This window comes from Kitasatospora sp. NBC_01300 (assembly GCF_041435235.1).
GTDB lineage: Bacteria > Actinomycetota > Actinomycetes > Streptomycetales > Streptomycetaceae > Kitasatospora.
Map to the genome: position 1 here is coordinate 1,223,997 of NZ_CP108409.1, position 20,866 is coordinate 1,244,862.

The window sequence follows — 20,866 nt, forward strand, 5'->3', positions numbered from 1 at the left end:
TCGGTTCCGGGCTCAGGTGCCGGGGGTGAGGAGGGCCAGTAGCTGGTTCGCCACCGCGTCCGCGTCCGGCCCGGCCGCGTAGACGTAGTTGTCGGGGCGCACGGCGGCAGCGGTGGCGCCGAGGTCGGACAGCCAGCGACGGTGGGTGCCGTCCGGGTCGGCGACAACGGTTCCGGATCCTGTAGCGGCTCCGGCGGCGCCTGTGGCGGTGGGGCCGAAGCCGACGACCGTGACGCCCAGGTCGCTGAGCTGGGCCCGGTTCAGTCGGGGGAGGGCCTGTTCGGCGACCAGCAGCCGGAAGCCTCCGCCGACGATGTCGTCGAGCAGGCCCGTCCGTCGGCCGTCGCTCACCCAGCCCTGGACGGACAGTCGGCCTCCGCCGGAGGCGAACAGGCCGGGGCCGAGGTCGGGCAGCCGGATCCGGTCCGGCTCCCGGAGCGCGCGTCGGTGGGCCATCAGCGTGCGGTCGCGCTCGCGGGCGAGCACCGGGTCCCGCAGGGTGTGCTGGCGGCCGAGTTCCATGCTCGTGGCCGTCACGCCGCGAACGTGCGGCTCCCGCTCGCTCTGGTAGGTGTCGAGCACCTCGGCGCCCCGGACTCCGCGCAGCACGAGATCCAGCTTGAAGGCGATGTTGAGTGCGTCCCGTACCCCCGAGCAGAGCCCTTGCCCCAGGAACGGCGGCATCTGGTGTGCGGCGTCGCCCGCGAGCAGGACCCGGCCGTCCCGCCAGCGCCTCGCGACCAGCGACTGGAAGGTGTAGGTGGCGGTACGGGCGATGTCGGCGTCGTCGCGGGACAGGTAGCGACCCACGCGGGACCACACGGCGTCCGCCGCACGCTCCCGCCCGAAGTCGTCGTCATCGTCGAGCAGGAAGCAGAACCGCTGGCGTTCGTCACCGGTGGTGATGACGGTGGTCGGTCCCTCGGGATCGCCGATCTGCAGCATCGACGGCAGTCCCAGGTCGGCCGCGGGGCGGCGGAGGGTGAAGTCGCAGACCAGCCAGGGTTCGGAGAAGCCGAGGTCGTCCTGCTCGACGACGAGGGCGTTCCGCACGAAGCTGTTCCCGCCGTCGCAGCCGATCACGTAGCGCGCCGCGAGAGTCGCACCGTCCGACGTGTTCAGGGTGACCTGGTCACGGTCCTGGGACAGGCCGGTGACCGTCGTGCCGAAACGGAGGTCGACGTTCGGCAGCGAGGTGCACAACGAGTGCAACGCCGTCTCCAGGTCGGGCTGGTGGAACTTGTAGAGGTCCGCCCAACCGCTGGCGCCGACGTTGCGGAACACCTGTCGGATGAGGAGGTCGCCCGCTCCGTTGCGCCACTCGTACGCGTCCTGCGTCCGCAGGGCGGGCGCCAGTTCGTCGACGAGTCCGAGCCCTTGGAACGCGCGCATGATCTCGCCGTCGAAGCTGGCGGCCCGCGGGAGGCCGTACAGGCCGGGGTAGTGTTCGAGCGCCACGACCGAATGCCCGGCCTTGCCCAGCAGGGCCGCGAGCGTCATGCCGACCGGCCCGCAGCCGACTACGGCGATTTCGACGGTTTCGGGGGCTTCGGTGAATGCGGGGACTTCGGTAGGGGACGGCGTCCGGTTCTCAGGGTGCCTGTCGTTCGTCATGGCTGCAGCTCCTCGGGGGTGGGACGGAGGGTGTGGTGGCCACGACGCCAGTCTCGAACGCTCCTGACACGATGTCTAATGCATGATTTGCACAGGGAGTTTGCGTCAGACGCAAACGAAGGGGGCGTCCGTGGCCGACCAGTTGGACCTCAACCTCTTGCGCGTGTTCGACGCGTTGATGGACACCGGCAGCGTGTCCGCGGCCGCGACGCGCCTTCACCTGTCCATTCCGGCCACCAGCAGGGCCCTGGGCCGGCTGCGACGGGCGATGAACGACCAGATCCTGGTGCGCGCCGGCCGGGGCCTCGTACCCACCCCGTTCGCCCAGCGGTCGGCCGCCAGGGTCAAGGCGTTGCTGGAGGCCGCGGCCGAACTCCGGGTGGATGCCGCGGGAAGCGACCCGCGATCGTGGCGGCGCACCTTCGCCATCCGGGTCAACGACGGACTCAGCCCCGTCCTCGCACCCCGCCTCACCCACCGGATCGCCGCCGAGGCACCCGAGGTCCGCCTGCGGTTCGTCGCCCAGGACTCCAAGGAACCCGATCGGCTACGCGACGGCTCGCTCGACCTCGACATCGGCGTCGCCGACCCGCCCCCTCCGGACGTGCGCGCGCGAACGCTGTTCTCCGACCACTTCGTCGCCGTGGTGGCGGCACACTCCGATCTGGGCAAGGCCGCACGGCTGACGGTGGACGACCTGTGCGCCCACCCGCACATCTCCGCCTCCCGCCGAGGCCTCGCGCACGGGCCGCTGGACGAGGCCCTGCACCGCCTGGGCCGCTCCCGCCGCGTCGTCGCCGTGGTGCCGTCCTTCGCCGTGGCAGCCCTGATGGCGCTGGAGGGAGACGTCATCTGCCTCGGCCCCCGGGTGGTGGCGGAGCACCTCGTCGAGCGACAGGTGCCCCTCCGGTGGCACAAGGTGCCGCTGGAAATGCCCGCGGCCGACATCGAACTGCGCTGGCACCGCCGACTCGACGACGATCCCGCGTCCCGGTGGCTCCGCCGCCACGTGCTGGAAGCCGTCCGACCGCTCGCCGCCACGCTGCGCTGAACCGGAGGTGAGAACGGCCGGGACCACCGCGTCGTCCCGGCCGTCAACGAACGGCTGTGACCAGCTACTGCGGAGCAGCGGGCCGTTGCGTGGTGGAGTCGCAGGAGGACATCGCCGCGCGGTCGGCCGCGCTGCGGAGAACACAGAATTCATTGCCCTCAGGGTCCGCGAGGACGGCCCAGCCGGCACCATCGGGTTCCCGGCGGTCGTCGACGAGGGTGGCCCCGAGGTTCAGCAGCCGCTCGACCTCCGCCTCGCGGGTGGTCTCCGGACGCAGGCACAGGTGGACCCTGTTCTTGATCGTCTTCGGTTCCGGCACCTGGTGGAAGTACAGCATCTGGCCCTCCGGCAGCATCACCGCAGTCTCCGGATCACCCGGGCCGTCCTCCGGGTGCAGCGGATGACCGAGCACCTCACTCCAGAACCGAGCCAGCCCGTAGGCATCCGCACAGTCGATCGCCACGTTCTGCAACACCGAGACCATGCACGCGAGCCTGCCGGAAGCACCGCTCGGTCCGCTACCGAATTGCGGCCGGACAGGAGACGGCGCCGGCGCTTTCGCCACGGACCCGGGCATCGACGACGCGGTGGTGGCGCCGACCCGGCAGGCCGCGTTGGTGGCCGGCCCCGAACTCATGCCCGACACGCCGTCGGAGCTGCTGCCGTTCGGACTCGTAGGGGCGGGATTGGGGGAGTGGGCCCTGCGGTTGACTCCGGCGGCCGACGTATCCACAGGCCCCGAACGCACCGGGTCCGGAGGTGCTGTGCCCTCGCCTGCCGTCGAGGGAGACCGTCGGGTCCGACTGTCGCGTCCGTAGAACAGGAAGTGCCAATTCCGCTCGCGTGCTTGGGGGTTGGGAACTCCGGGGCGTCGCCGACTGTTACAAGGCAGTGACGATCCGCTCACAACCGAAGCGTGGAGCGCGACGTCCCTACAGATGACAGAGCCCGAATCGCGCCGACCGTGCTCTTCGGGCCGAGCAATCACCTCCCCTTGAAAGGGGCACCCGTGATCGTCTCCAAGCGGAACTCCCTGCGCCTGGCCGCCGTGACCACCGTCGCCGTGCTCTCCCTCGGGCTGGCGGGCACCGCCGCCATGGCGGCCGCCCCGGCCGCCTACCCCACCTCCACCACGCAGCAGGCCGCGGCGCAGCAGGCCGCCGCGCACGCCGGCATCACCGCCACGCCGTCCGTCACCTCCGTCCAGGCCTGGCAGCTGTTCCGGGTCAACGGCACCACCACCGGCCTCAAGGCGGGTACCAAGGTGACCCTGCAGCAGAAGCAGCACGGCAAGTGGGTCACCCTGCCGGCCTCCGTCCCCACCAACCACAACGGCTCCTACTCGCTCGGTGTGAAGCTCGGCATCAAGGGCCTGAACGAGCTGCGCATCGTCAGCGGAGACGTCGCCTCCCCCGTGTTCACCGTGACCGTGCGCTGACCCACGGCCCACGGCCCCCCGCCGTCGGGCGGTGCGGTGCCCGCTCCCGAGCGGCCACTGCACCGCCCGACGTTGCACGTGGGGACCAACTTCGGCGCTGGATTCGTGGTTTGCGGCCGCCGCCTGGGTCTGCTGGAGTTCGACCTCTGGTGGGGTGAGCAGACCTTTCCCAGGGCACCGGGCCGGGACCAGAGCCGCCGCCCGTCGATCCGGTCACGGTGATCGCCGGCGCGGTGGCGTTCAGCGTGGAAGGACCCAGTCCGGTGTCCAGGTGCCGGGGGCGTCGTGGCCGGTCGTGGTGGCGGCGAGGTGGGCGCGGAGGGTGGCGAGTGCCGGGTGGGGGTTGTCGCGGTGCCAGAGGAGTGAGTGGGGGTAGACGGGCGTCGGGTCGGTCACCGGGATGCGGCGCAGGCCGTGGTCGGCGGGCCAGACGAGGCGGGTGTGCTCGCCCATGAAGGTGGCCAGGGCCGGGGTGTCGGCGATGGTGTCGAGGAGCGCGTCGGAGCCGAAGTTGGGGCCGGTCGCCTCGATGGTGAGGCCGAACTCGGCGACGAGGTCGTCGTAGTAGGCGCCCCACTCGGTACCGGGGACGATGCCGGGCATCCAGATCCGGTGCCCGGCGAGCTGGGCGACGGTCACCGACCGGGCGCCCACCAGTGCGTGGGCGGGACCGGTGAGGAGCTGGAGCGGTTCGTCGACCACCCGGACGGACTCGATGTCCTCGGGAAGGGGCCGGCCGGGCGCGACGACGGCGCGGAAGGACGCGTCGATCGCACCGGAGCGGATGGCGTTGACGGCCGTCTCGATCTCGAACAGCATCATCACGTCGAGATCGATCTCGGGGTGCGCACGGTGGAAGCCGCGCATCAGGCCCGACGCCGAGCCGCGAAGGTTGATCACGTCGACGCGCAGCGGACGGCTGCCGGGTCGCACGGACTCGACCGCGCGCTCGGCGGCGCGCAGCAGCTCGCGTGCGTGGGGCAGGAAGGCCTGCCCGTCGATGGTGAGCTCGGCCCCGCGTGCGGTGCGGGTGAACAGCCGCACGCCGAGGTTGCGCTCCAGCGCGGCGATGCGCTTGGAGACGGCCTGCTGGGTGACGGCCAGCTCGGCGGCGGCCTCCTGGAACTGCCCAGCGTCGGCGGCTGCGACGAAGGTCCGAACGGTGTCGAGGTCCATGACGGCACTCTATAGGTACAACTTATGGTTGTGGCTTGGCGGTCCTCTGGTTGTTTGATCCCCGAGGATGAGGCGCGCTTTGATGCTTCCGATCGCTGATCGGTTGTGCGAAGGGGTGTGTCGTCGGCCCGCCGAATCGTGTCCCCACGCCGACCGGGCGCCGCCAAGCAAGGAGAACACTCGCGTGAGTACTGCCCCTGCACCTGCCCCCGCGCTTGACCCGGCGCACACCGCTCTGCTCGTCCTGGACTGCCAGCCCGCGATCCTGGCCGTTCTGCCCGAGGGCGGGGGCCGGGAAGCCCTCCTCGACCGCGTGGAAGCGGCGATCGCCGACGTCCGCACCAGCGGCGGCACCATCGCCTACGCACGCGTCGGCTTCACCGAGGCCGACTGGGACGCGATCCCGGCCACCAACAAGTCCTTCGCCCCGCTGGCCCGACACCGCGTCATGCACCACGAGGACCCTGCCACGGCCGTCCACGAGCGCCTGGCCCCCCGGGACGGCGACCTCGCCGTGCGCAAGACCCGCTACGGCGGCATGTCCACCACCGACCTCGACCAGCAGCTGCGCGAGCGCGGCATCACCACGCTGGTCGTCTCCGGTATCAGTACCAGCGGCGTCGTCCTGTCCACCGTCCTCGACGTGGCCGACCGCGACTACCACCTCTACGTCCTGTCCGACGGCGTCGCCGACCCGGACACCGAAGTCCACGACGTCCTGCTCCAGAAGGTCCTCCCCTCGCGGGCGCACATCATCGACACCGCCGAGCTGCGCACCCTGCTCCGGGCCGGCTGACTCGAACCGCTGCACCGGTCGAGTCGGTCGAGTCGGGTCGAGTCGAGTTCGTGCGGGTCACGGTCGTGGGTGCCGGCAACAGCGGGGCCCGCCGAGGTGTCCGGCGCGGCCGGGGCAGGTCGGCCAGGGGGTGTCGGTCGGCCCCGGCTGTCAGTGCGCCGGGGCCGATCAGTACAGTCGGCGTCCTTCGTGAGACCTGGGAGGGGTACATGGACATCGGCACGATACGTGCGGCGATCGGGCCGGAGAGCCCGGCAGAGGTGACCGGGTCGGGCATCTACGCCTGGGTGGACGCGGGGTCAGCCGGTCATCCGGTGCTGTACATCGGCAAGTCGGGCAACGTGGCCAGGCGAACGAGGAACGAGAGGACGTGGACCGAGCAGTTCCGGGACGCGCGGCGCCGTGGAAACACCTTGTGGTATTCGGCCGGCTGCGGGCTTTCCCCGGTCCTGGCGGCCGCCGCGGATCCGCAGGTGTTCATGTGGGCCCTCGGGAAGGAGGAGGCGAGCGCCACCGAGACGGCGCTGATCCGCTTGGCCGCGATGACCGGCGGCACGCCGCCCGCCCAGGGAGCCGGCTGGGGCTGGGGCCGTGGAGACCAGGCGGGGAGCGCGGACCCGGTCCACCAGCTGTTGAGCCGCTGGTTCGAGGGCGATCACATGGTGCGTCAGATCGCAGAACCCAACGCCTGACTCGCCTGACTCGCCGGGCAGGTCGGGTCCGTAGACCGGGTCACTCCGCTACGGGCAGGCACTCGGTGAGCAGGCCGACGATGTCGCGCCAGGCGCGCTGAGCGTGCAGGGGGTGGTGGCCGACGCCGGGGAGCACGGCGTGGCCGACCGTCGGGTGGTGGAAGGCGTGCAGGGCGCCGCCGTAGACCATGAGGCGCCAGTCGACGCCCGCGGCCTGCATCTCGGCGGCGAACGCGTCCCGTTGCGCGGGCGGCATGATCGGGTCCTCCGATCCGACCCCGGCCCACACCGGGCAGCGGATGCGTGCGGCCTCGCCCGGCCGTCCCGTGGTCAGGGCGTTGACCGTTCCGATCGCGCGCAGGTCGACGCCGTCGCGCCCGAGTTCCAGCGCGATCGCGCCGCCGGTGCCGTAGCCGATGGCGGCGATCCGGTCGGGGTCGGTCCGCGGTTCGGCGCGCAGCACGTCGAGCGCCGCGTGGCCGATGTCCCGCATCCGGTCGGGGTCGGCGAGCAGGGGAGTGATGCGCGCCAGCATCTCCTGCGGGTCGGTGAACCAGCGCCCGCCGTTGATGTCGAAGGCCATTGCCACGTAGCCGAGTTCGGCGAGGGCGTCGGCCCGGCGGCGCTGGAAGTCGTTCAGCCCCGGCCCCTCGGGTCCGACCAGGACCGCGGGTCGGCGGCCGGTGCCGGCCGGGAGCGCGAGGTGCCCGATCATCGTGAGGCCGTCGGCCGGGTACTCGACCGTGCGCGTGGTAACCGTCGTCATGGGACCGGACTGTAGTGACCGTCGAGCCCGGCCGGGCCGGTTTTTAGCCGGCGGCAGAACGGCGCGGGTGTGCCTCGGACGATGCGGCGACGGCAGTGGTGGGACCGGCTCGGGGGCCGGTCCCACCACGGACGGCGGTCGACGGGAGGCGGATCGGCGGGTTCGTCTCAGGCGGCGTCGTCGGCCGCCCGCGCTCGCACCGCCCGCTCCGTCATCCGCTCCGGGCTCGGGTCAGTACCCGGCCGGGGCGTCCTCGATGTCCGAGATGAGCTTGGTGCTCAGGTCGCTCTGCACGGCCAGCCTGGTGTGCCCGGCGTTGGGGCCGGTGCCCCAGGTGAGCGTGACGGTGGTGAACAGGTGGCCGGCTCCGGAGTCGTGGTACCGCACCTCCCAGTGGGTGGGCACGTTCTGGGCGCGGAGGACGCCGTCGGCGTGGTTGGCCTCCTCCCAGGCGGCCAGTCGCTGCTGGAAGTCCACCGTGAGGTAGTGGGCGCGCAGGTCGTTCGACAGGTTGTCGGTGCCGTCGAAGACGGCGTCGATGTAGGCGCCGTAGAAGTCGGCGACCCGGTCGACCGCGGAGTCCGGGCTTCCGTCGCGGACCGGGTCCCCCGGCGCCACCCGCTGCCCGCCCGCCTGCTCGGCACTGGTGGTGGAGGCGGGGTGCTGCGGGCCGGCCGCCGTGGCCTGCGGCGCGGCCACCGCCAGGATCAGGCCGACCGTGGCGGTCGCCGCCAGCAGTCCGCGTCGAACACTCAGCTTCATCGTCAGTCTCCCTCGTCATGCCAAATGGGTCGGGCCCTGGGCGGGTCACCTGGCAATGCGCGGACCGTCCGGGCCGGATCACATCGATCACCTGCCCAACGACGCCCGGGCCGGAAGGGCACGGGTCGCGTGCAATTCCGGCGCGGATTCGACCCTTCGGGCCGTCATGGCGTGATCAGGCCGGTCACCGGTCACCGGTCACCGGTCATCGGGTGCCGCGGCCGGGGGTGGGGCGGTGGGGGTGTCGGCGTTCGGCGGGTCGGTGGGGCGGGTGACCGTGGTGCGCCGCTGGGGGGCTGGTTCGTGGGCCCGGGCGGGACGGTGGGTCGTGGTCGCGGAGTTCGCAGATCACCGCCCAGGCGACCGACACCACCGGCACCGCGACCACCGCGCCGAGGACACCGGCCAGCACGGCGCCGCCGATCACCGACAGCGCGATCGCCACCGGGTGGATCCGGACGGACCAGCCCATGACCAGCGGGTGCAGCAGATGGCCCTCGATCTGGCCGATGACCACGATCAGCCCGAGCACCAGCAGCGCGACCACCGGGCCGCGGGCCGCCAGGGCGACCAGCGCGGCGACGGCCAGCGCGATGGGCGAGCCGATCAGCGGGACGAGCGCCGCGACGAACTCCAGCACGATCAGCGGCAGCACGAGCGGCACCCGCAGGACGGCCAGCGCGACGCCGACCAGCACCGCGTTGGTCGCCGCCACGATCAGCACACCCCGGGTGTAGCCGTCGAAGGTGCGCCACGCGGCCTGCCCCGCGCGGTTCCAGGCAGATCGTGACCGGGCCGGGAGCTGGTGCTGCGCCCAGCACCACATCCGGTCGCCGGAGTGGAGGAAGAACACCGAGCAGAACACCGCGAGCGCCAGCCCGGTGAGCATCTCGACGACCCGGCTCGCCCCGCTGAGCGCGGTGCTGAGCAGCGCCGAGCGGTGGGCGGTGATGAACTCGCCGAGCTTCGCCCGCAGGTCGGTGACGGTGCCGGCCCGCAGGTGGAAGGGGGCGCCGGTGAGCAGGCGGTCGATCCGCCCGAGGCCGCCGCGCAGTTCGGTGCCCAATCGGCCCCACTCGCTGGCGACGGTCGTCCCCACCAGGGCGAGAACGCCGGCCACGACCACGATGGCGCACACGAGGGCCAGCAGGACGGCGATCGAGCGGGGCATCACCCGTGCCAGCAGGTCGACGGCCGGCCGCAGGACCGAGGTGATGACCAGCGCCAGGAACACGGCGATGACCGGCATCTGGAGCCGGCCGAGGACGGCGACGGCCAGGTAGGCGGCCACCCCGAGGAGGAGCAGTCGCCAGGTGTACCCGGCGGCGGTCCGCAGCCCGGCCGGCACGCGGTCCCCGGACCCGTCGGACACGACGGGGCGCGCCCGGGACGGGACCACCCGGGTCGGGTGGCGCCGCCGGGCCGGTCTCGCGCCGTTCACTCGCACGGGCGGCCTCCCTGGCGTCTGCCGGGCTTCGTCCGGCGTCGCGCGGCTACCCGGGCCGACGGGCCGGAAACGGGCGAGGGTCCGGAAACGGCCGGCGGCCCGGAAACGATCGCGTGCACACGTGTGCCGTGAGCGCGACCAGCTGTCGGCGTACACATGAACATGCGCAGCGTGTTACCAGCGAACGTGCACCGATCACCGGGTCCGGAGCGCGGCCGGGCTCATGGCCTGATGCCCTGGTTCCAAGGCCGCTGCCGTGGTGTTGTCGCGTGCGGCGTGGACTTGGCGGTACCAGCGGCGGTGGACGACTGGCTCGACGGACAACATCGCTGCCCCCGCCACTCCTCCGACCAGGAGGGAGGCCCAGCCGCCGTTGTCGAGGAGCGTGCCGAGGCAGGCGGCGGCGATGGCCAGTGGGCGCAGGAGGGTGAGCGGGCCGAGTCCGATGACCATGGCGAGGGTGCTGGCGCGGAACGGCAGGAGGAAGTAGGCGGCCAGCGAGAGCAGGACGGCGGCGGCGTAGATGGTGAGTGGAAGCAGGTAGCCGAGTCCGCCGGCGGCCAGTGTGGCGTAGGCGCGGTCCGGGTCGGCGGCGGTGAGCAGGTGGAGAGCGGCGGTCAGTGCGGGGGCGAGCAGCAGGACGGCTCCGACTGCCAGCCCGCGCAGGGCGGCGCGCATGTTGGCTCGGTGTTTGCGGATTCGGGCGTCGCGGCCGGCGTAGGCGCGGAAACCGCTGAACGCCGCGTCGACCAGGCCGAGTGCGGCCAGTGGCAGGGCGGGCGTCATCGGGTGGCCTGCGCGAACTGTTCGGGGCCGAGGAGCCGGCGGGAGGCTCGGCCGAGGGCCTGGCGCAGGGGTGCTTCCAGCTGGGGGCGCAGGCCGAGGACCGGGCGCAGGGTGGTGCAGAAGGGGTTGGCGGCGCGGCGGGGCTCGTAGAGCAACGGCCGCATGCCCGAGGCCGCGGCGGTCCGCAGCAGGGACTCGTCGCTGTGGGCCCGCCGGGCGGAGGCGACGCCGTCGTGTCGGCCCAGCGGGTGGCGCATCCGGGCGCGGTGGAACATCCACGCGCCGATGGGGGCGAGGCCGGTCGCGGCGATGTCGTAGTGGCAGAACGCCAGGGCGGGGGAGGCGCCTTGGGCCAGGAAGAAGTCCTTCAGCGCGGGCTCGGGGAAGTGGTGCAGCACGCCGGTGGAGACGTACACGGTGGCGGGCTCCGGCAGCGCGAAGGCATTGCCATGGACGAAGCGGCAGTTGAGTCCCTCGCTACGGGCCAGGCGGTCTGCCTCGCCGACCAGTGCGGCGTTGAGGTCGACTCCGATCAGCTCGACGTCCGGAGCGAGTGCGTTGGTGGCCGCCAGCCAGCGGACCAGGTAGCCCAGCCCGCAGCCAGGCGGTACGGCCCCGGCTGGCCGGTGGCCCGGATGGCGGTGAAGAGCGGGTTGAGCAGGTGCACGAGGCGTTCGCCGATGCGCAGTTCCTCGCTCAGGCGTTGGAGCTCGGTGTGCACGCTGATCAGCAGGCGGTCGACGGCGCCCGCATCCAGGACTCCGTCCCGGTCGGCGGGCAGCCCCGCCACGATCCTCGCGGCTCGCCTGTCACCGTTCGCGCGAAGCTGCTCGACGACCTCGTCACGCCGTACCGGCAACCGTTGGCCGTTGGCCGGGTCGGCGGCGGTTATCAGGTCGGAGATCTCAAGCTGGGGCACGGGCAGCACTCTACGACGCCGCTACAAGGCCTGCCCTTCCCACCGAACCCGGCCCGCGCGCCCGGCACCGGCCTCCTCGCGCCGGGCCCCTCGCGGACCCGCCCAGACCGGTGCACGTAGCTCCGTACCCTGCGGAGCACTTACAGGAGTACGCCGACACCAGCAGCGCTGCGAGGCCCACGGCCAGCCACGTACAGACGCCCCGTCCGGTGTTCGGGGACCGCTCCTCGGGCGGCTCCCGGCGGCCGGTCCGCGGCGGGGCGGGGCCGTCGCGGTCGGTGCCCTGCGGCGTGGTCATGGTGATCGTCTCCTGCTCCCTCACACGTGTAGTCACCGCGGCTGCGGGCACACGCGGGGCATGGACGAGGAGCGGGTGGTGAGCCCGGCCCTGCACGGGTCGGCGGCCCTGCCGGGGGCGGCAGACCTGCCCGGGGCGGCGGTCCGTCCGGCCGGTGAGGAGAACCCGGCATGAGGAGCCCCGGGGAACGAGCGTCGCCGAAGGACTCCGGCCGGACGGCGACGGCTTCCGGCCGGGGGTCGAGCGGCTCCGACCGGATCAGGCGGCTCGTGCTGGCCGGCAGTGCGGGCGCGGTCCGGCGGTCCCGGGACTTCAGCCGTGCGGCGCTGCTCGCCTGGCACTGGCTGCCCGCGCGGGATGTCGGGCGGCTGGCGGCGGCGGAGGACGTCCTGCTGATGGTGTCGGAGCTGGTCACCAATGCGTGCCTGCACGCGCCCGGCGGTCCCCGGGAGCTGCGGCTGGGCTGGGACGGCGAGCGGCTACGGGTGGAGGTCTCGGACGCCAGCCCGGTCGCGCCGCGGCTGCGCCCGTTCGCGGACCCGGGCCGTCCCGGCGGCCACGGCCTGCGGGTGGTGGACCGGCTGGCGCGCGACTGGGGCTGCCTGCCCGAGGGCAAGGGGAAGCTGGTCTGGCTGGAGGTCGCGTCCCCGGTGGCCCCAGGCGTCCTCCAGCGCCGAGCGGGGTCTCAGGCCTGACCGGGGTGCGGCTGGGGCGGTGGTGCCGGATCGGGGTCGGAACCGGGGCCCGGGAACGGGTCGGGAGTGGGGAAGGGCGGGATCGGTGGCGGTGCCGGGTCGGGGTCCTCGCCCGGCCTCGGGGCGGGGTTCGGGTGGGGGACCGGCTCGGTGTCCGGGCCCGGGGGAGCCGGGACGGTCATCATCACCGGCGTGGTCGTCATCAGCGGCGTGGCCGTCACAGCGGGCGTGGTCGTCATGACACCCTCCTCAACGGCCCAGCGCCTGCGACAGCTCGCGCTTGTTCATCTTCGAACGGCCCTTGACGCCGCGCTGCCTGGCCTCGTTGTAGAGCTGGTCGTAGGTCGGGCCCTGGGCCCCCGTGTGCGAGCGCTGCCCGCCGCGGCGGCCGGAGGAGATGTCGTGGAGCGAACTGCGGCTCGCGGTCTTCGACTCGCCGTGCCGGGCGCGTTCCTTGTTCACCGTACGGGCGGCGATCTCCTCGGCCCGCTTCTCGCTCTCGCCCCGGTCGAGCGCGCTCTCCCTGATGTGCTCGTACTGGCGCTCGCGTTTGGGGCTGGATCCTCGGGGCATGGCGGCGCTCCTTTCGTGGCGGGAGGGCGTTGCCCGAGCGCGTGTACCCGTAGACAAAGCAATAAACCACCCAAAACGTGAATTGGAAGTCGTGTGTCGGGTAGAAAACGCATGACGCGGCCGTGGATCGCAGCCAGTCGCGTCCGCACCCTCACCGGGTGCCACCGGGACCGTCGCTCGACGAAGCCGGGCCCAGGTCCTCCGGAAAACAGCCCCGTCGTGTTCGGCGCGAGCCGTTCGCGGCGCCGGGCGTTCGCCCCGATGCCCCAGGAGAGAGCCACCGTGTCCACCATGCTGGAAACCGGTCGCCCCACCGACCGGACGGCCGCCCCGCCGTCCGGCCTCCCGCCCGACGTGCCACCCCGCCCGACGGACGTGCCACCCCGCCCGACGGACGCGCAACTGCGCGCGATGGGCAAGTACGAGGCGCGCGAACTCAGCGACGCGCTGTTCGAGCGCCTGGCCGCACTCGCCCGCGAAACGCACGCTTACAGCTACGTGCGCGGCACGATCATCGAACTCAACATGCCGCTGGTGCGCTTCATCGCCGCCCGCTTCCGCCACCGCGCCGAGGACATGGACGACATCCTCCAGGTCGGCACGATCGGCCTGATCAAGGCCGTCGACGGCTACGACCCGCACCGTGGCGTCGAGTTCGTCACCTACGCCATCCCCACCATCGCCGGTGAGATCAAGCGCTTCTTCCGCGACACCTCCTGGCTGGTCCGGGTCCCGCGCGGCATGCAGGAGCTGTACCTGACCGTCGCCCGCGGATCCGACCGGCTGGAGCAGGAACTCGGCCGCCTCCCGCACCCCGACGAGATCGCCGAGGACCTCCACATCACCGTCGAGCAGGCCACCGAGGGCTTGGTCGCAGGCCGCGTCTACCGGCCCGACTCGCTGGACGCGGCGCGCGAGCAGGACCTCGACGAGAGCGGCAGCGCCATGCTCGACCGCATGGGGGCCTGCGACCCCGGCATCGAACTCGCGGACTTCCGCACCGCCGTGCGCCCCCTGCTCGCCCGGCTGTCGTGCCGCGATCAGACGGTGCTCAAGCTGCGCTTCTGGGACGGCTGGACCCAGTCCCAGATCGCCGAGCGCATCGGCGTCTCCCAGATGCACGTCTCCCGCCTGCTCACCGCCACCCTCACCAGCCTGCGCGAGCAGCTGGAGGACCGCGACGCGCCCGGCTGGGCGGACGAACCCGCCGGTCCGGCCGAACCCCAGGGAGCGGCCGACGGCGCAACGGCCGACGAGGGAGCCGCCGAACCCGAGGCGCCGCGCTGAATCACCTCCCCCCCCGGGCGTTTCCGGCCCCCCGCAGCGGATAGCCGCGCTGCGGGGGGCCGCCATGGACGAAGCGTGGTGAAGCGTGACGAAGGAGGAGCACCGCGTTCGACGGCACCCTCGCCCCGACAGCCCCTCGCCCCGAGCGGGAGCGGGCCCGCGAAGCGCGGCGTTAGGCGCGGGCCCGCCCGGGTAGGCGCGGCCCTGCGGGGGCGACCGGAACCGAACGACGGAGAGGACTCCCCATGTTGCTGCTAGGACTGCTGCTGATGGCGGCGGCCGGTGCCTTCGCCGGACTGCTGATCGCGGACAACCTCTCCGGCGGGCCCGACTACCAGGCGACGGTGCTGGGCATCCACCTGCCGGCACTCGACGCCCTGGGCATCTTCCTCGCCGGGCTGGCCCTCGCCCTGCTCTTCTGCCTGGGCCTGGCCCTGATGGTGCTGACGGCCCGGCGGGCCCGACGCCACGTCCGGCCGGCCGCGCACCGGGCGGTCCACCAGCGGTCCCAACCGGTGGTGCGGCCGGACCCGCCCGAGCGGTCCCTCCGGTCCGACGAGGGCGAGCAGCCCGCGCCGCCGGAGGAACGCGCCGCCCAGCAGGGCGGCCAGGACGTCGGTCTGCCGGTCGAGCCCCCGCGCGGCGGCCGCCGCCGCCATCTGTTCGGCCACTGAGGCGCCGCGACGCCCCCCCCGAGCCGATCCCACGACGACCACGGGCCCCTCACCGGGCCGGGGAAGGACGCGACGGTATGACCGGACCACGGCTTTCCGCCGGACGCCCGTTCCCCACGAGGTCGTGGGCGCAGCGGCTGCCGCTCCGGGCCCACCCCGGGGCGGCCGCCGATGCCCGGGCCTTCACCGCCGATTTCCTGGCCGACGTCGGCGACCCGCTGCTGGTCGCCGACGCCGTGCTGCTGGTCTCCGAACTCGTCGGCAACGCCCTGCGCCACGCCGGCGAGCCCGGGACGCTGCTCCTGATCCGCGCCACCGGCCGGCTGCGGATCGAGGTCAGCGACGCCAGCCCGCGCCCGCCGCTGCCCCGGCCCCCGCACCCTCCGGACGAATCGGGAGGCCTCGGCCTGTTCCTGCTGAGTCGGCTCACCCTGCGCTGGGGCTGGCACCCGTCGGGGCCGGGCAAGACGGTGTGGTGTGACCTGCGGCTGCCCGAGAGCTGACGGCCTGGGCGGCGCCTGCCCGGTGCCTGCCGGGCGGGTGTTCTGCGTCCGGGAGGAGCGGTGCCCGTGCGCGGCCACCCGGCGGCGCCGGACGCCGGTCGTGCCGTCGGAGCGTCGGACGCGCCCCTCGCGGTGGCATTCTGACGGGGCAGGTCCGCCCGTGGGCGTCGAGCAGAGCGAGGATCCAGTGGCCGTGAACCGACCGTCTCCGTTCCCCTCGTTGTTGTCGTTGCCGTCGCCGTGCGGCGTCCTGGGTTGAGCGGCGTGCGCGGCCGCAGCCGGTTGACGGCGATCGCCCGCAGCTGGTGGCAGGTCCTGCGGGCGGCCGTCGTCGGCGTGTGGGAACACGGCCGCACCATCGAACTGCTCCAGCGCTCGATGGCCTTCGCGGCGCTCTTCTTCGTGACCCTCGTGCCGCTGCTGATCGTCATCGCGGCGGCCTTCCCCGCGCGCGGCAGCGGGATCTCCGAGTGGATCACCGACGGCCTCGGCCTGAGCGGGCCGGGCGCCGACGCCGTCCACCGGCTCTTCTCCTCCCGGGGCCAGGTGCTCAGCACGACCACGGGCTTCGGCCTGGCCGCGCTGGCGGTCTTCGGGGTCTCGTTGATGGCGTCCGTCCAGGGCGTCTACGAGCGGGTGTGGGAGCTCGACCGAGGCCCGTGGCACGCCGTCTGGCGCCAGACCCTCGGCCTGGCCGGGCTGATCGGGTACATCGTGCTGGCCGCCTCCAGCGGCATGCCCTGGCACCACTCGGCCGTCCAGCCCTCTTTCCGCATCGCCGTCACGACCGTCGGCGGCCTCCTGCTGTTCTGGTGGCTCCAGCACCTGCTGCTCGCCGGACGCGTCCCGACGAGGCAGCTGCTGCCCGGAGCCGTCGCGACCATGGTGGCGCTGGCGGGCCTGCGGCTCTTCTCGCGCCTGGTCTTCGCGCCGCTGCTGGTGTCCAACGCGGTCTCCTACGGGACGGTCGGGACGGTGCTGATCGTCCAGTCGTGGCTGATCGGCGTCGGCTACACCGTCTACGGCGGCGCGCTGGCCGGGCGCGCCGTGGTCCAGGCCCGCCGCACGCCGTAGCGCCGGAGCCAGGCCGGGTGGCCGGTGCGGCGTCAGCGCTCCGGGAAGCGGTGCTGCTCGACCAGCTGAGCGAAGCCCTCCCACAGGGCCGGATCCGCCGGCTCCTGCGGGTCGTGGAGCGTGACGCCGGCCAGGCCCCCGGGCGCGTCGTAACCGCCCGCCCGGGCCAGGTCGACGCCGGAGCCGAGCAGCGCCGCCGGCTTGCCGTGGCGCAGCGCCTCGGCGAGGAAGCGGACGGCGTCCGGATCGGCGGCCAGCGCGGGCCCGGCGCCGTCCGGAACCACCACCGCGTCGTACAGCACCGAGGCGGTGGTGGGCAGCGGGCGGTCCACCGGCAGAGGGTCACCGCCACGGGCGGCCACGTGACCGCCGTGCGCGGCCAGCGTCTCCACGACGGCGCCCTGTGCGCCCAGCCGCTCGTGCGCGGCCCGCACCTGGCCGCCGTCGACCCCGGGTGCGGCCAGCACGGCGACCTTGCGGGTACGGATGCCGCTGCCGCGCAGATTCTCCAGGCTGAGCGCCGGGGAGACCAGGGGGCCCGCCGCCTCGCCGCTCTTCGCTGCCGCCCGGTCCTCGGGCGACGGCTGCGGCTCGGGCACGCCGATGCGCCGGGCGACCTCCGCCGCCAGGCCGGGGTCCACGCGCACCAGGTTGCCGACCATCCGGCGCCGCACCTCCTCGTCGCCCACCTTGCCGAGCTCGAACGCGAACGCGGCGGTGATGTGCCGCTGCTCCCAGTCCGCCATGCTGCGCCAGAACAGCGCGGCCTGGCTGTAGTGGTCGGCGAAGCTGGGGCTGCGCCGCCGGATCGCCCTGCCGTTGACCCGTTGCTGGTAGTGCTGGAACACCCCCTCCGGCAGGTGGCCGCCGCCCATGGTGAACGGGCAGCCGCCGCCCACCGAGTTCGGTGCGTAACTCGTGCCCGGGTGGACGACCTGCTGGCCGTAGCCGTCGCGGTGGTTGGTCCGCACATCGGCCAGCGGGCGGTTGACGGGCAGCTGGCCGAAGTTGGGGCCGCCCAGGCGGATCAGCTGGGTGTCCAGGTAGGAGAAGTTGCGGCCCTGGAGCAGAGGGTCGTTGGTGAAGTCGATCCCGGGCACGATGTTGGCGGTGTGGAAGGCCACCTGCTCGGTCTCGGCGAAGAAGTTCTGCGGGTTGCGGTCGAGGACCATCCGCCCCACCGGGCGCACCGGCACCAGTTCCTCCGGGATCAGCTTCGTGGGGTCCAGCAGGTCGAAGGGGAAGGCGAACTCGTCCTTCGCCGTGACCAGTTGGACACCGAGCTCCCATTCGGGGAAGGCCCCCGCCTCGATCGCCTCCCACAGGTCCCGGCGGTGGAAGTCCGGATCCCGCCCGGCGGTGATCTGGGCCTCGTCCCACACCTGGGAGCAGACGCCGAGCCGCGGCCGCCAGTGGAACTTGACGAACGTGCCGCGCCCGTCCCGGTTCACCAGGCGGAAGGTGTGCACACCGAAGCCCTGCATCATCCGGTAGCTGCGCGGGATGGCCCGGTCGGACATCACCCACATCAGCATGTGGGTGGACTCGGGCTGGAGCGAGCAGAAGTCCCAGAAGGTGTCGTGCGCGGAGGCGCCGGTGGGGATCTCGTTCTGCGGTTCGGGCTTCACCGCGTGGACGAAGTCCGGGAACTTGACGGCGTCCTGGATGAAGAACACCGGCATGTTGTTGCCCACCAGGTCGTAGTTCCCGTGCCGGGTGTAGAACTTGGTGGCGAAGCCGCGGACGTCCCGTACGGTGTCGGCGGAGCCGCGCGGGCCCTGCACGGTCGAGAAACGTACGAACACCGGGGTGCGGCGCCTGGCCTCCTGGAGGAAGTCGGCGCAGGTGAACCCGGCGAGCGACTCGTACGGTTCGAAGAAGCCGTAGGCGCCGGCGCCGCGGGCGTGCACCACGCGTTCGGGGATGCGCTCGTGGTCGAAGTGGGTGAGCTTCTCGCGGAGGTGGAAGTCCTCCAGCAGGGTGGGGCCGCGGTCGCCGACGATGAGCGAGTTGTCGGTGTCGTCGACGCGCACACCCTGGTCGGTGGTGAGCGGGCCGTCCGGGTCCGGGGCGCGGAAGGCGTCGAGTGCAGTGTCCTTGGCGTCCTTGGCGTCCTTGGCGTCGGTGGTGTCCGTGGCGTCGGGGTCGGGGCCGGGGTCGGGGCCGGCGGGCGGCTCGGGCTGGGGGGTTTCGGGGTTGATAGGCATGTCGCGATCTCCGTCCTGGGAACGGCGCGGGGCGGCCGGGCCGTCGGCCCCCGGCTCGTGTCGGCGGGGCGGCTGCCCGATGGGTGGCCCGGCAAACCGTGCGCGAGCGGCCGTCGGTGCCGCAGCAGGAGGTCAGCGGTGTCGGGCGGAGGCGCGCGGTGTTCGAGCAAGCTGTTTGAGCGAGGTGTTTGGCCGAGGGGCATCGGGGGACACGCCCGGGGCGAGAGGGGAAGCCTCTGAGTGAGGAGACGAGCAATGTCGAACGATGCCGTCGTCCTGTTGCGGGAGGACCACAAGGAAGGAGACCGGCGAGCGGAGGCAGGCCTTGTGCGGGACCGCGCCGCGACCACGAAGAGCGGGAAGGAGCGCGCGAACTCCTCTCATGTACCAGCCAACGCGATCGCCCTGTCCTGAGGGCGTCGAAGCACAGCAGGCAATCGGGCGCCAGTGGACGTTCCTGACCAATCACGCGCGCGTCCTGGTGCAGATCGCCCGGGACCCGGGCATCAGGGTGCGTGACATCGCGACCAGCTGCCTGTTGACCGAGCGAGCGGTCCAGCGGATAATCGTCGACCTCGAAACGGCGGGCTATCTCAGCCACCACCGGGTCGGGCGCTCCAACGTCTACCGCGTCATCGACGGCAAGCAGCTGCGCCACCCCGCCGACAGCGGCCCGACGCTGGCGGAACTCCTGGCCGTCCTGCTGCGCTGACCGCCCCGCCGCCCCCCCCCGCACACCCAGAACGCAGACCCCTGACCGCACGCGGGCCACCCCGCACCACCGCAAGCCGAGAACCATGGACCCCGTCCGCCGCTACGCCATCGCCCTGCCCGGCGTGCCCGGTGCCCACGCCGCAGCGCACACCGTCATCGTGCACCTCACCGACCAACTGGGCCCCGCGCACGAGCCCGTCTACGAGGACGCCACCGGCCTGTTCCGTGTCCAGATCCGGGGCACCACCGCGGAAGTCCTCGCCTCACCGGCCGAGTACGGAACCATCCACCCCTGCCTGGAAGCCGTCCCCATGCCCTGACCGCACTCCGGGTCGCCGGTGGACCACTGGTGGACCCCGTTGGTCACCCCTGCGGAGGTGGGTGGGGGTGTTCGCCGCGCCTGAAACCGTCCTGCCGCAGGCCGCTCCACCCATGGTCGTGGGGCTGGGGGGACACGTTCTTCCAGGGAAAAACATGTCCTCCCAGCTCGCGCGGCGCCCTGACACAGTGGCCGGTGTGAGCACGAACAACGACAAGCGCCGGGAGTTCGCCACGTTCCTGCGTGCCCGGCGCGCCGAGGTCTCCCCCCGACAGGTCGGACTTCCCGCGTACGAACGGTCGCGCAAGGTGGCCGGGCTGCGCCGGGAGGAGGTGGCCGGGCGGGCCGGGATCAGCGTGGACTACTACACCCGCCTCGAACAGGGCCGGCTGCCCGCGCCGTCCGGCAGTGTCCTGGACGCGCTGGCCCGCGCCCTGCTGCTGGACGACGACCAGCGTGACTACCTGCGCCAGCTGGCCGACCTGGCCCCGGCCCGCCGACAGCGGCGTTCACAGCACCAGGTCGTGCCCGCCGCGGTGCTGGCCGTACTGGCCGACCTGAGGACCACGCCCGCCGTGGTCCTGGGCCGGTTCATGGACGTCCTGGCCTGGAACGACCTCGCAGCCGAGCTGCTGCTCGACTTCGCCGCGGTCCCCGAGGAGCACCGCAACTACCTGTGGCTGACGTTCCTCGACCCGCGGACGCGCGAGCGCGTGCCGGACTGGGACCTGTCGGCGGGGGAGTGCGTCGCCTACCTGCGGATGGACGCCGGCCGCTACCCCAGCGACCCCAGGCTCGCCGAACTGGTCGCCGAGCTGAGCGCCGGGGACTCCGACTTCCAGCACTGGTGGACCACGTACCGGGTCTCCGGCAGGAGCTTCGGCAGCAAGCGCATCCTGCACCCGGTCGTCGGCGAGGTCCGGCTGGACTGGCAGGTCCTCACCGTCGCCCAGGAACGCGACCAGTTCCTCGCGGTCATGCCCGCCGCCGACGAGGAGAGCAGGCAACGGCTCACAGCCCTGAGCACACCGTAGGAACGCGCACGGCGCGACCGTGCGGTTCCACCCACCCGGAA

General features: G+C 72.8%; 24 protein-coding genes and 1 pseudogene. 12 read left to right on the plus strand and 13 right to left on the minus strand.

The genetic code is table 11. The annotated features are described in order from the left end of the window. Positions 1–12: 12 nt before the first annotated feature. On the minus strand, positions 13–1,614 hold the full coding sequence (locus OG556_RS38700) for a bifunctional 3-(3-hydroxy-phenyl)propionate/3-hydroxycinnamic acid hydroxylase (protein ID WP_331745014.1): 1,602 nt from the start codon (positions 1,612–1,614) through the stop codon (positions 13–15). Positions 1,615–1,744: 130 nt separating this feature from the next. On the opposite strand from OG556_RS38700, the gene OG556_RS38705 reads away from it, so the two are divergent. After that, entirely contained in the window at positions 1,745–2,665 is a 921-nt protein-coding gene (locus OG556_RS38705) for a LysR family transcriptional regulator (protein WP_331745016.1), read from the plus strand. A 64-nt stretch (positions 2,666–2,729) separates the two neighbouring features. Here the strand turns inward: OG556_RS38705 and OG556_RS38710 are convergent, their stop codons facing one another. After that, on the minus strand, positions 2,730–3,149 hold the full coding sequence (locus OG556_RS38710; RefSeq protein ID WP_331745018.1) for a VOC family protein: 420 nt from the start codon (positions 3,147–3,149) through the stop codon (positions 2,730–2,732). A gap of 525 nt (positions 3,150–3,674) precedes the next feature. On the opposite strand from OG556_RS38710, the gene OG556_RS38715 reads away from it, so the two are divergent. After that, complete coding sequence (locus OG556_RS38715) at positions 3,675–4,103, plus strand: hypothetical protein (protein ID WP_331745020.1); 429 nt, start codon at positions 3,675–3,677, stop codon at positions 4,101–4,103. A 240-nt stretch (positions 4,104–4,343) separates the two neighbouring features. On the opposite strand, the gene OG556_RS38720 is transcribed toward OG556_RS38715, so the two are convergent. After that, entirely contained in the window at positions 4,344–5,279 is a 936-nt protein-coding gene (locus OG556_RS38720; RefSeq protein ID WP_331745022.1) for a LysR family transcriptional regulator, read from the minus strand. Between the two features lie 184 nt (positions 5,280–5,463). Here OG556_RS38720 and OG556_RS38725 point away from each other — a divergent pair, with 184 nt between their 5' ends. After that, complete coding sequence (locus OG556_RS38725) at positions 5,464–6,075, plus strand: cysteine hydrolase (protein ID WP_331745025.1); 612 nt, start codon at positions 5,464–5,466, stop codon at positions 6,073–6,075. A 209-nt stretch (positions 6,076–6,284) separates the two neighbouring features. Next, on the plus strand, positions 6,285–6,767 hold the full coding sequence (locus tag OG556_RS38730; protein WP_331745028.1) for a hypothetical protein: 483 nt from the start codon (positions 6,285–6,287) through the stop codon (positions 6,765–6,767). 40 nt (positions 6,768–6,807) lie between these two features. Here the strand turns inward: OG556_RS38730 and OG556_RS38735 are convergent, their stop codons facing one another. From OG556_RS38735 to OG556_RS38765, 7 genes and pseudogenes are all read right to left on the minus strand, one after another. After that, complete coding sequence (locus OG556_RS38735; RefSeq protein ID WP_331745030.1) at positions 6,808–7,533, minus strand: dienelactone hydrolase family protein; 726 nt, start codon at positions 7,531–7,533, stop codon at positions 6,808–6,810. Positions 7,534–7,764: 231 nt separating this feature from the next. Next, positions 7,765–8,295 carry a hypothetical protein gene (locus OG556_RS38740; protein WP_331745031.1) on the minus strand — a complete coding sequence of 177 codons (531 nt, stop codon included), beginning with the start codon at positions 8,293–8,295 and terminating at the stop codon, positions 7,765–7,767. A gap of 205 nt (positions 8,296–8,500) precedes the next feature. Next, positions 8,501–9,667, minus strand: a complete 1,167-nt coding sequence (locus tag OG556_RS38745) for an AI-2E family transporter (protein WP_371523134.1) — start codon at positions 9,665–9,667, stop codon at positions 8,501–8,503. A 270-nt stretch (positions 9,668–9,937) separates the two neighbouring features. Further along, positions 9,938–10,528, minus strand: a complete 591-nt coding sequence (locus OG556_RS38750) for a hypothetical protein (RefSeq protein WP_331745036.1) — start codon at positions 10,526–10,528, stop codon at positions 9,938–9,940. Beyond that, positions 10,525–10,944: a hypothetical protein gene (locus tag OG556_RS38755; protein ID WP_331745039.1), complete on the minus strand. Its 420-nt coding sequence runs from the start codon at positions 10,942–10,944 to the stop codon at positions 10,525–10,527. Before OG556_RS38755 ends, OG556_RS38750 begins: the two co-directional genes overlap by 4 nt. Further along, positions 10,945–11,121, minus strand: a pseudogene (locus tag OG556_RS38760) (class I SAM-dependent methyltransferase); the annotation flags it as partial. Then, positions 11,061–11,447 (minus strand): hypothetical protein, encoded by a 387-nt coding sequence (locus tag OG556_RS38765; protein ID WP_331745041.1) that lies wholly within the window; start codon positions 11,445–11,447, stop codon positions 11,061–11,063. The gene OG556_RS38765 and the pseudogene OG556_RS38760, both read right to left, overlap by 61 nt. Positions 11,448–11,915: 468 nt before the next feature. Between OG556_RS38765 and OG556_RS38770 the strand changes: the two genes are divergently transcribed. After that, entirely contained in the window at positions 11,916–12,440 is a 525-nt protein-coding gene (locus OG556_RS38770) for an ATP-binding protein (RefSeq protein ID WP_331745043.1), read from the plus strand. Here OG556_RS38770 and OG556_RS38775 read toward each other — a convergent pair. Together OG556_RS38775 and OG556_RS38780 are read right to left on the minus strand one after the other, a co-directional pair. Then, positions 12,431–12,679, minus strand: a complete 249-nt coding sequence (locus OG556_RS38775) for a hypothetical protein (RefSeq protein WP_331745045.1) — start codon at positions 12,677–12,679, stop codon at positions 12,431–12,433. The two genes, OG556_RS38770 and OG556_RS38775, sit on opposite strands and share 10 nt — an antisense overlap. A 10-nt stretch (positions 12,680–12,689) precedes the next feature. After that, a complete protein-coding gene (locus tag OG556_RS38780) occupies positions 12,690–13,013 on the minus strand; it encodes a plasmid stabilization protein (RefSeq protein WP_331745047.1) in 324 nt (107 codons plus the stop codon). 291 nt (positions 13,014–13,304) lie between these two features. Between OG556_RS38780 and OG556_RS38785 the strand changes: the two genes are divergently transcribed. The 4 genes from OG556_RS38785 to OG556_RS38800 all read left to right on the plus strand — a co-directional run bounded on the left by OG556_RS38785 (position 13,305) and on the right by OG556_RS38800 (position 16,551). After that, the gene (locus OG556_RS38785; RefSeq protein ID WP_331745486.1) at positions 13,305–14,300 is read left to right on the plus strand and encodes a SigB/SigF/SigG family RNA polymerase sigma factor; all 996 of its coding nucleotides are present in this window, start codon (positions 13,305–13,307) and stop codon (positions 14,298–14,300) included. A 245-nt stretch (positions 14,301–14,545) separates the two neighbouring features. After that, positions 14,546–14,974 carry a hypothetical protein gene (locus tag OG556_RS38790; protein WP_331745049.1) on the plus strand — a complete coding sequence of 143 codons (429 nt, stop codon included), beginning with the start codon at positions 14,546–14,548 and terminating at the stop codon, positions 14,972–14,974. Between the two features lie 77 nt (positions 14,975–15,051). Further along, complete coding sequence (locus OG556_RS38795; RefSeq protein WP_331745050.1) at positions 15,052–15,477, plus strand: ATP-binding protein; 426 nt, start codon at positions 15,052–15,054, stop codon at positions 15,475–15,477. 264 nt (positions 15,478–15,741) lie between these two features. Further along, positions 15,742–16,551, plus strand: coding sequence for a YhjD/YihY/BrkB family envelope integrity protein (locus tag OG556_RS38800; RefSeq protein WP_331745053.1), 810 nt, complete (start codon positions 15,742–15,744; stop codon positions 16,549–16,551). Positions 16,552–16,583: 32 nt separating this feature from the next. Here the strand turns inward: OG556_RS38800 and OG556_RS38805 are convergent, their stop codons facing one another. Then, positions 16,584–18,758, minus strand: coding sequence for a catalase (locus tag OG556_RS38805; protein WP_331745055.1), 2,175 nt, complete (start codon positions 18,756–18,758; stop codon positions 16,584–16,586). Between the two features lie 382 nt (positions 18,759–19,140). On the opposite strand from OG556_RS38805, the gene OG556_RS38810 reads away from it, so the two are divergent. The 3 genes from OG556_RS38810 to OG556_RS38820 all read left to right on the plus strand — a co-directional run bounded on the left by OG556_RS38810 (position 19,141) and on the right by OG556_RS38820 (position 20,825). Further along, positions 19,141–19,470 carry a helix-turn-helix domain-containing protein gene (locus tag OG556_RS38810; RefSeq protein ID WP_331745059.1) on the plus strand — a complete coding sequence of 110 codons (330 nt, stop codon included), beginning with the start codon at positions 19,141–19,143 and terminating at the stop codon, positions 19,468–19,470. An 85-nt stretch (positions 19,471–19,555) separates the two neighbouring features. After that, positions 19,556–19,792: a DUF6296 family protein gene (locus OG556_RS38815; protein WP_331745061.1), complete on the plus strand. Its 237-nt coding sequence runs from the start codon at positions 19,556–19,558 to the stop codon at positions 19,790–19,792. A gap of 196 nt (positions 19,793–19,988) precedes the next feature. Beyond that, positions 19,989–20,825 (plus strand): helix-turn-helix transcriptional regulator, encoded by an 837-nt coding sequence (locus OG556_RS38820; RefSeq protein WP_331745064.1) that lies wholly within the window; start codon positions 19,989–19,991, stop codon positions 20,823–20,825. Positions 20,826–20,866 lie beyond the last annotated feature (41 nt).

Coding starts and splice junctions, on each gene's coding strand:
- OG556_RS38700 (WP_331745014.1), bottom strand. CDS start 1,614: ATGACGAACGACAGGCACCCTGAGAACCGGACGCCGTCCCCTACCGAA.
- OG556_RS38710 (WP_331745018.1), bottom strand. CDS start 3,149: ATGGTCTCGGTGTTGCAGAACGTGGCGATCGACTGTGCGGATGCCTAC.
- OG556_RS38720 (WP_331745022.1), bottom strand. CDS start 5,279: ATGGACCTCGACACCGTTCGGACCTTCGTCGCAGCCGCCGACGCTGGG.
- OG556_RS38730 (WP_331745028.1), top strand. CDS start 6,285: ATGGACATCGGCACGATACGTGCGGCGATCGGGCCGGAGAGCCCGGCA.
- OG556_RS38735 (WP_331745030.1), bottom strand. CDS start 7,533: ATGACGACGGTTACCACGCGCACGGTCGAGTACCCGGCCGACGGCCTC.
- OG556_RS38740 (WP_331745031.1), bottom strand. CDS start 8,295: ATGAAGCTGAGTGTTCGACGCGGACTGCTGGCGGCGACCGCCACGGTC.
- OG556_RS38750 (WP_331745036.1), bottom strand. CDS start 10,528: ATGACGCCCGCCCTGCCACTGGCCGCACTCGGCCTGGTCGACGCGGCG.
- OG556_RS38770 (WP_331745043.1), top strand. CDS start 11,916: ATGAGGAGCCCCGGGGAACGAGCGTCGCCGAAGGACTCCGGCCGGACG.
- OG556_RS38775 (WP_331745045.1), bottom strand. CDS start 12,679: ATGACGACCACGCCCGCTGTGACGGCCACGCCGCTGATGACGACCACG.
- OG556_RS38780 (WP_331745047.1), bottom strand. CDS start 13,013: ATGCCCCGAGGATCCAGCCCCAAACGCGAGCGCCAGTACGAGCACATC.
- OG556_RS38785 (WP_331745486.1), top strand. CDS start 13,305: ATGCTGGAAACCGGTCGCCCCACCGACCGGACGGCCGCCCCGCCGTCC.
- OG556_RS38790 (WP_331745049.1), top strand. CDS start 14,546: ATGTTGCTGCTAGGACTGCTGCTGATGGCGGCGGCCGGTGCCTTCGCC.
- OG556_RS38795 (WP_331745050.1), top strand. CDS start 15,052: ATGACCGGACCACGGCTTTCCGCCGGACGCCCGTTCCCCACGAGGTCG.
- OG556_RS38805 (WP_331745055.1), bottom strand. CDS start 18,758: ATGCCTATCAACCCCGAAACCCCCCAGCCCGAGCCGCCCGCCGGCCCC.
- OG556_RS38810 (WP_331745059.1), top strand. CDS start 19,141: ATGTACCAGCCAACGCGATCGCCCTGTCCTGAGGGCGTCGAAGCACAG.
- OG556_RS38815 (WP_331745061.1), top strand. CDS start 19,556: ATGGACCCCGTCCGCCGCTACGCCATCGCCCTGCCCGGCGTGCCCGGT.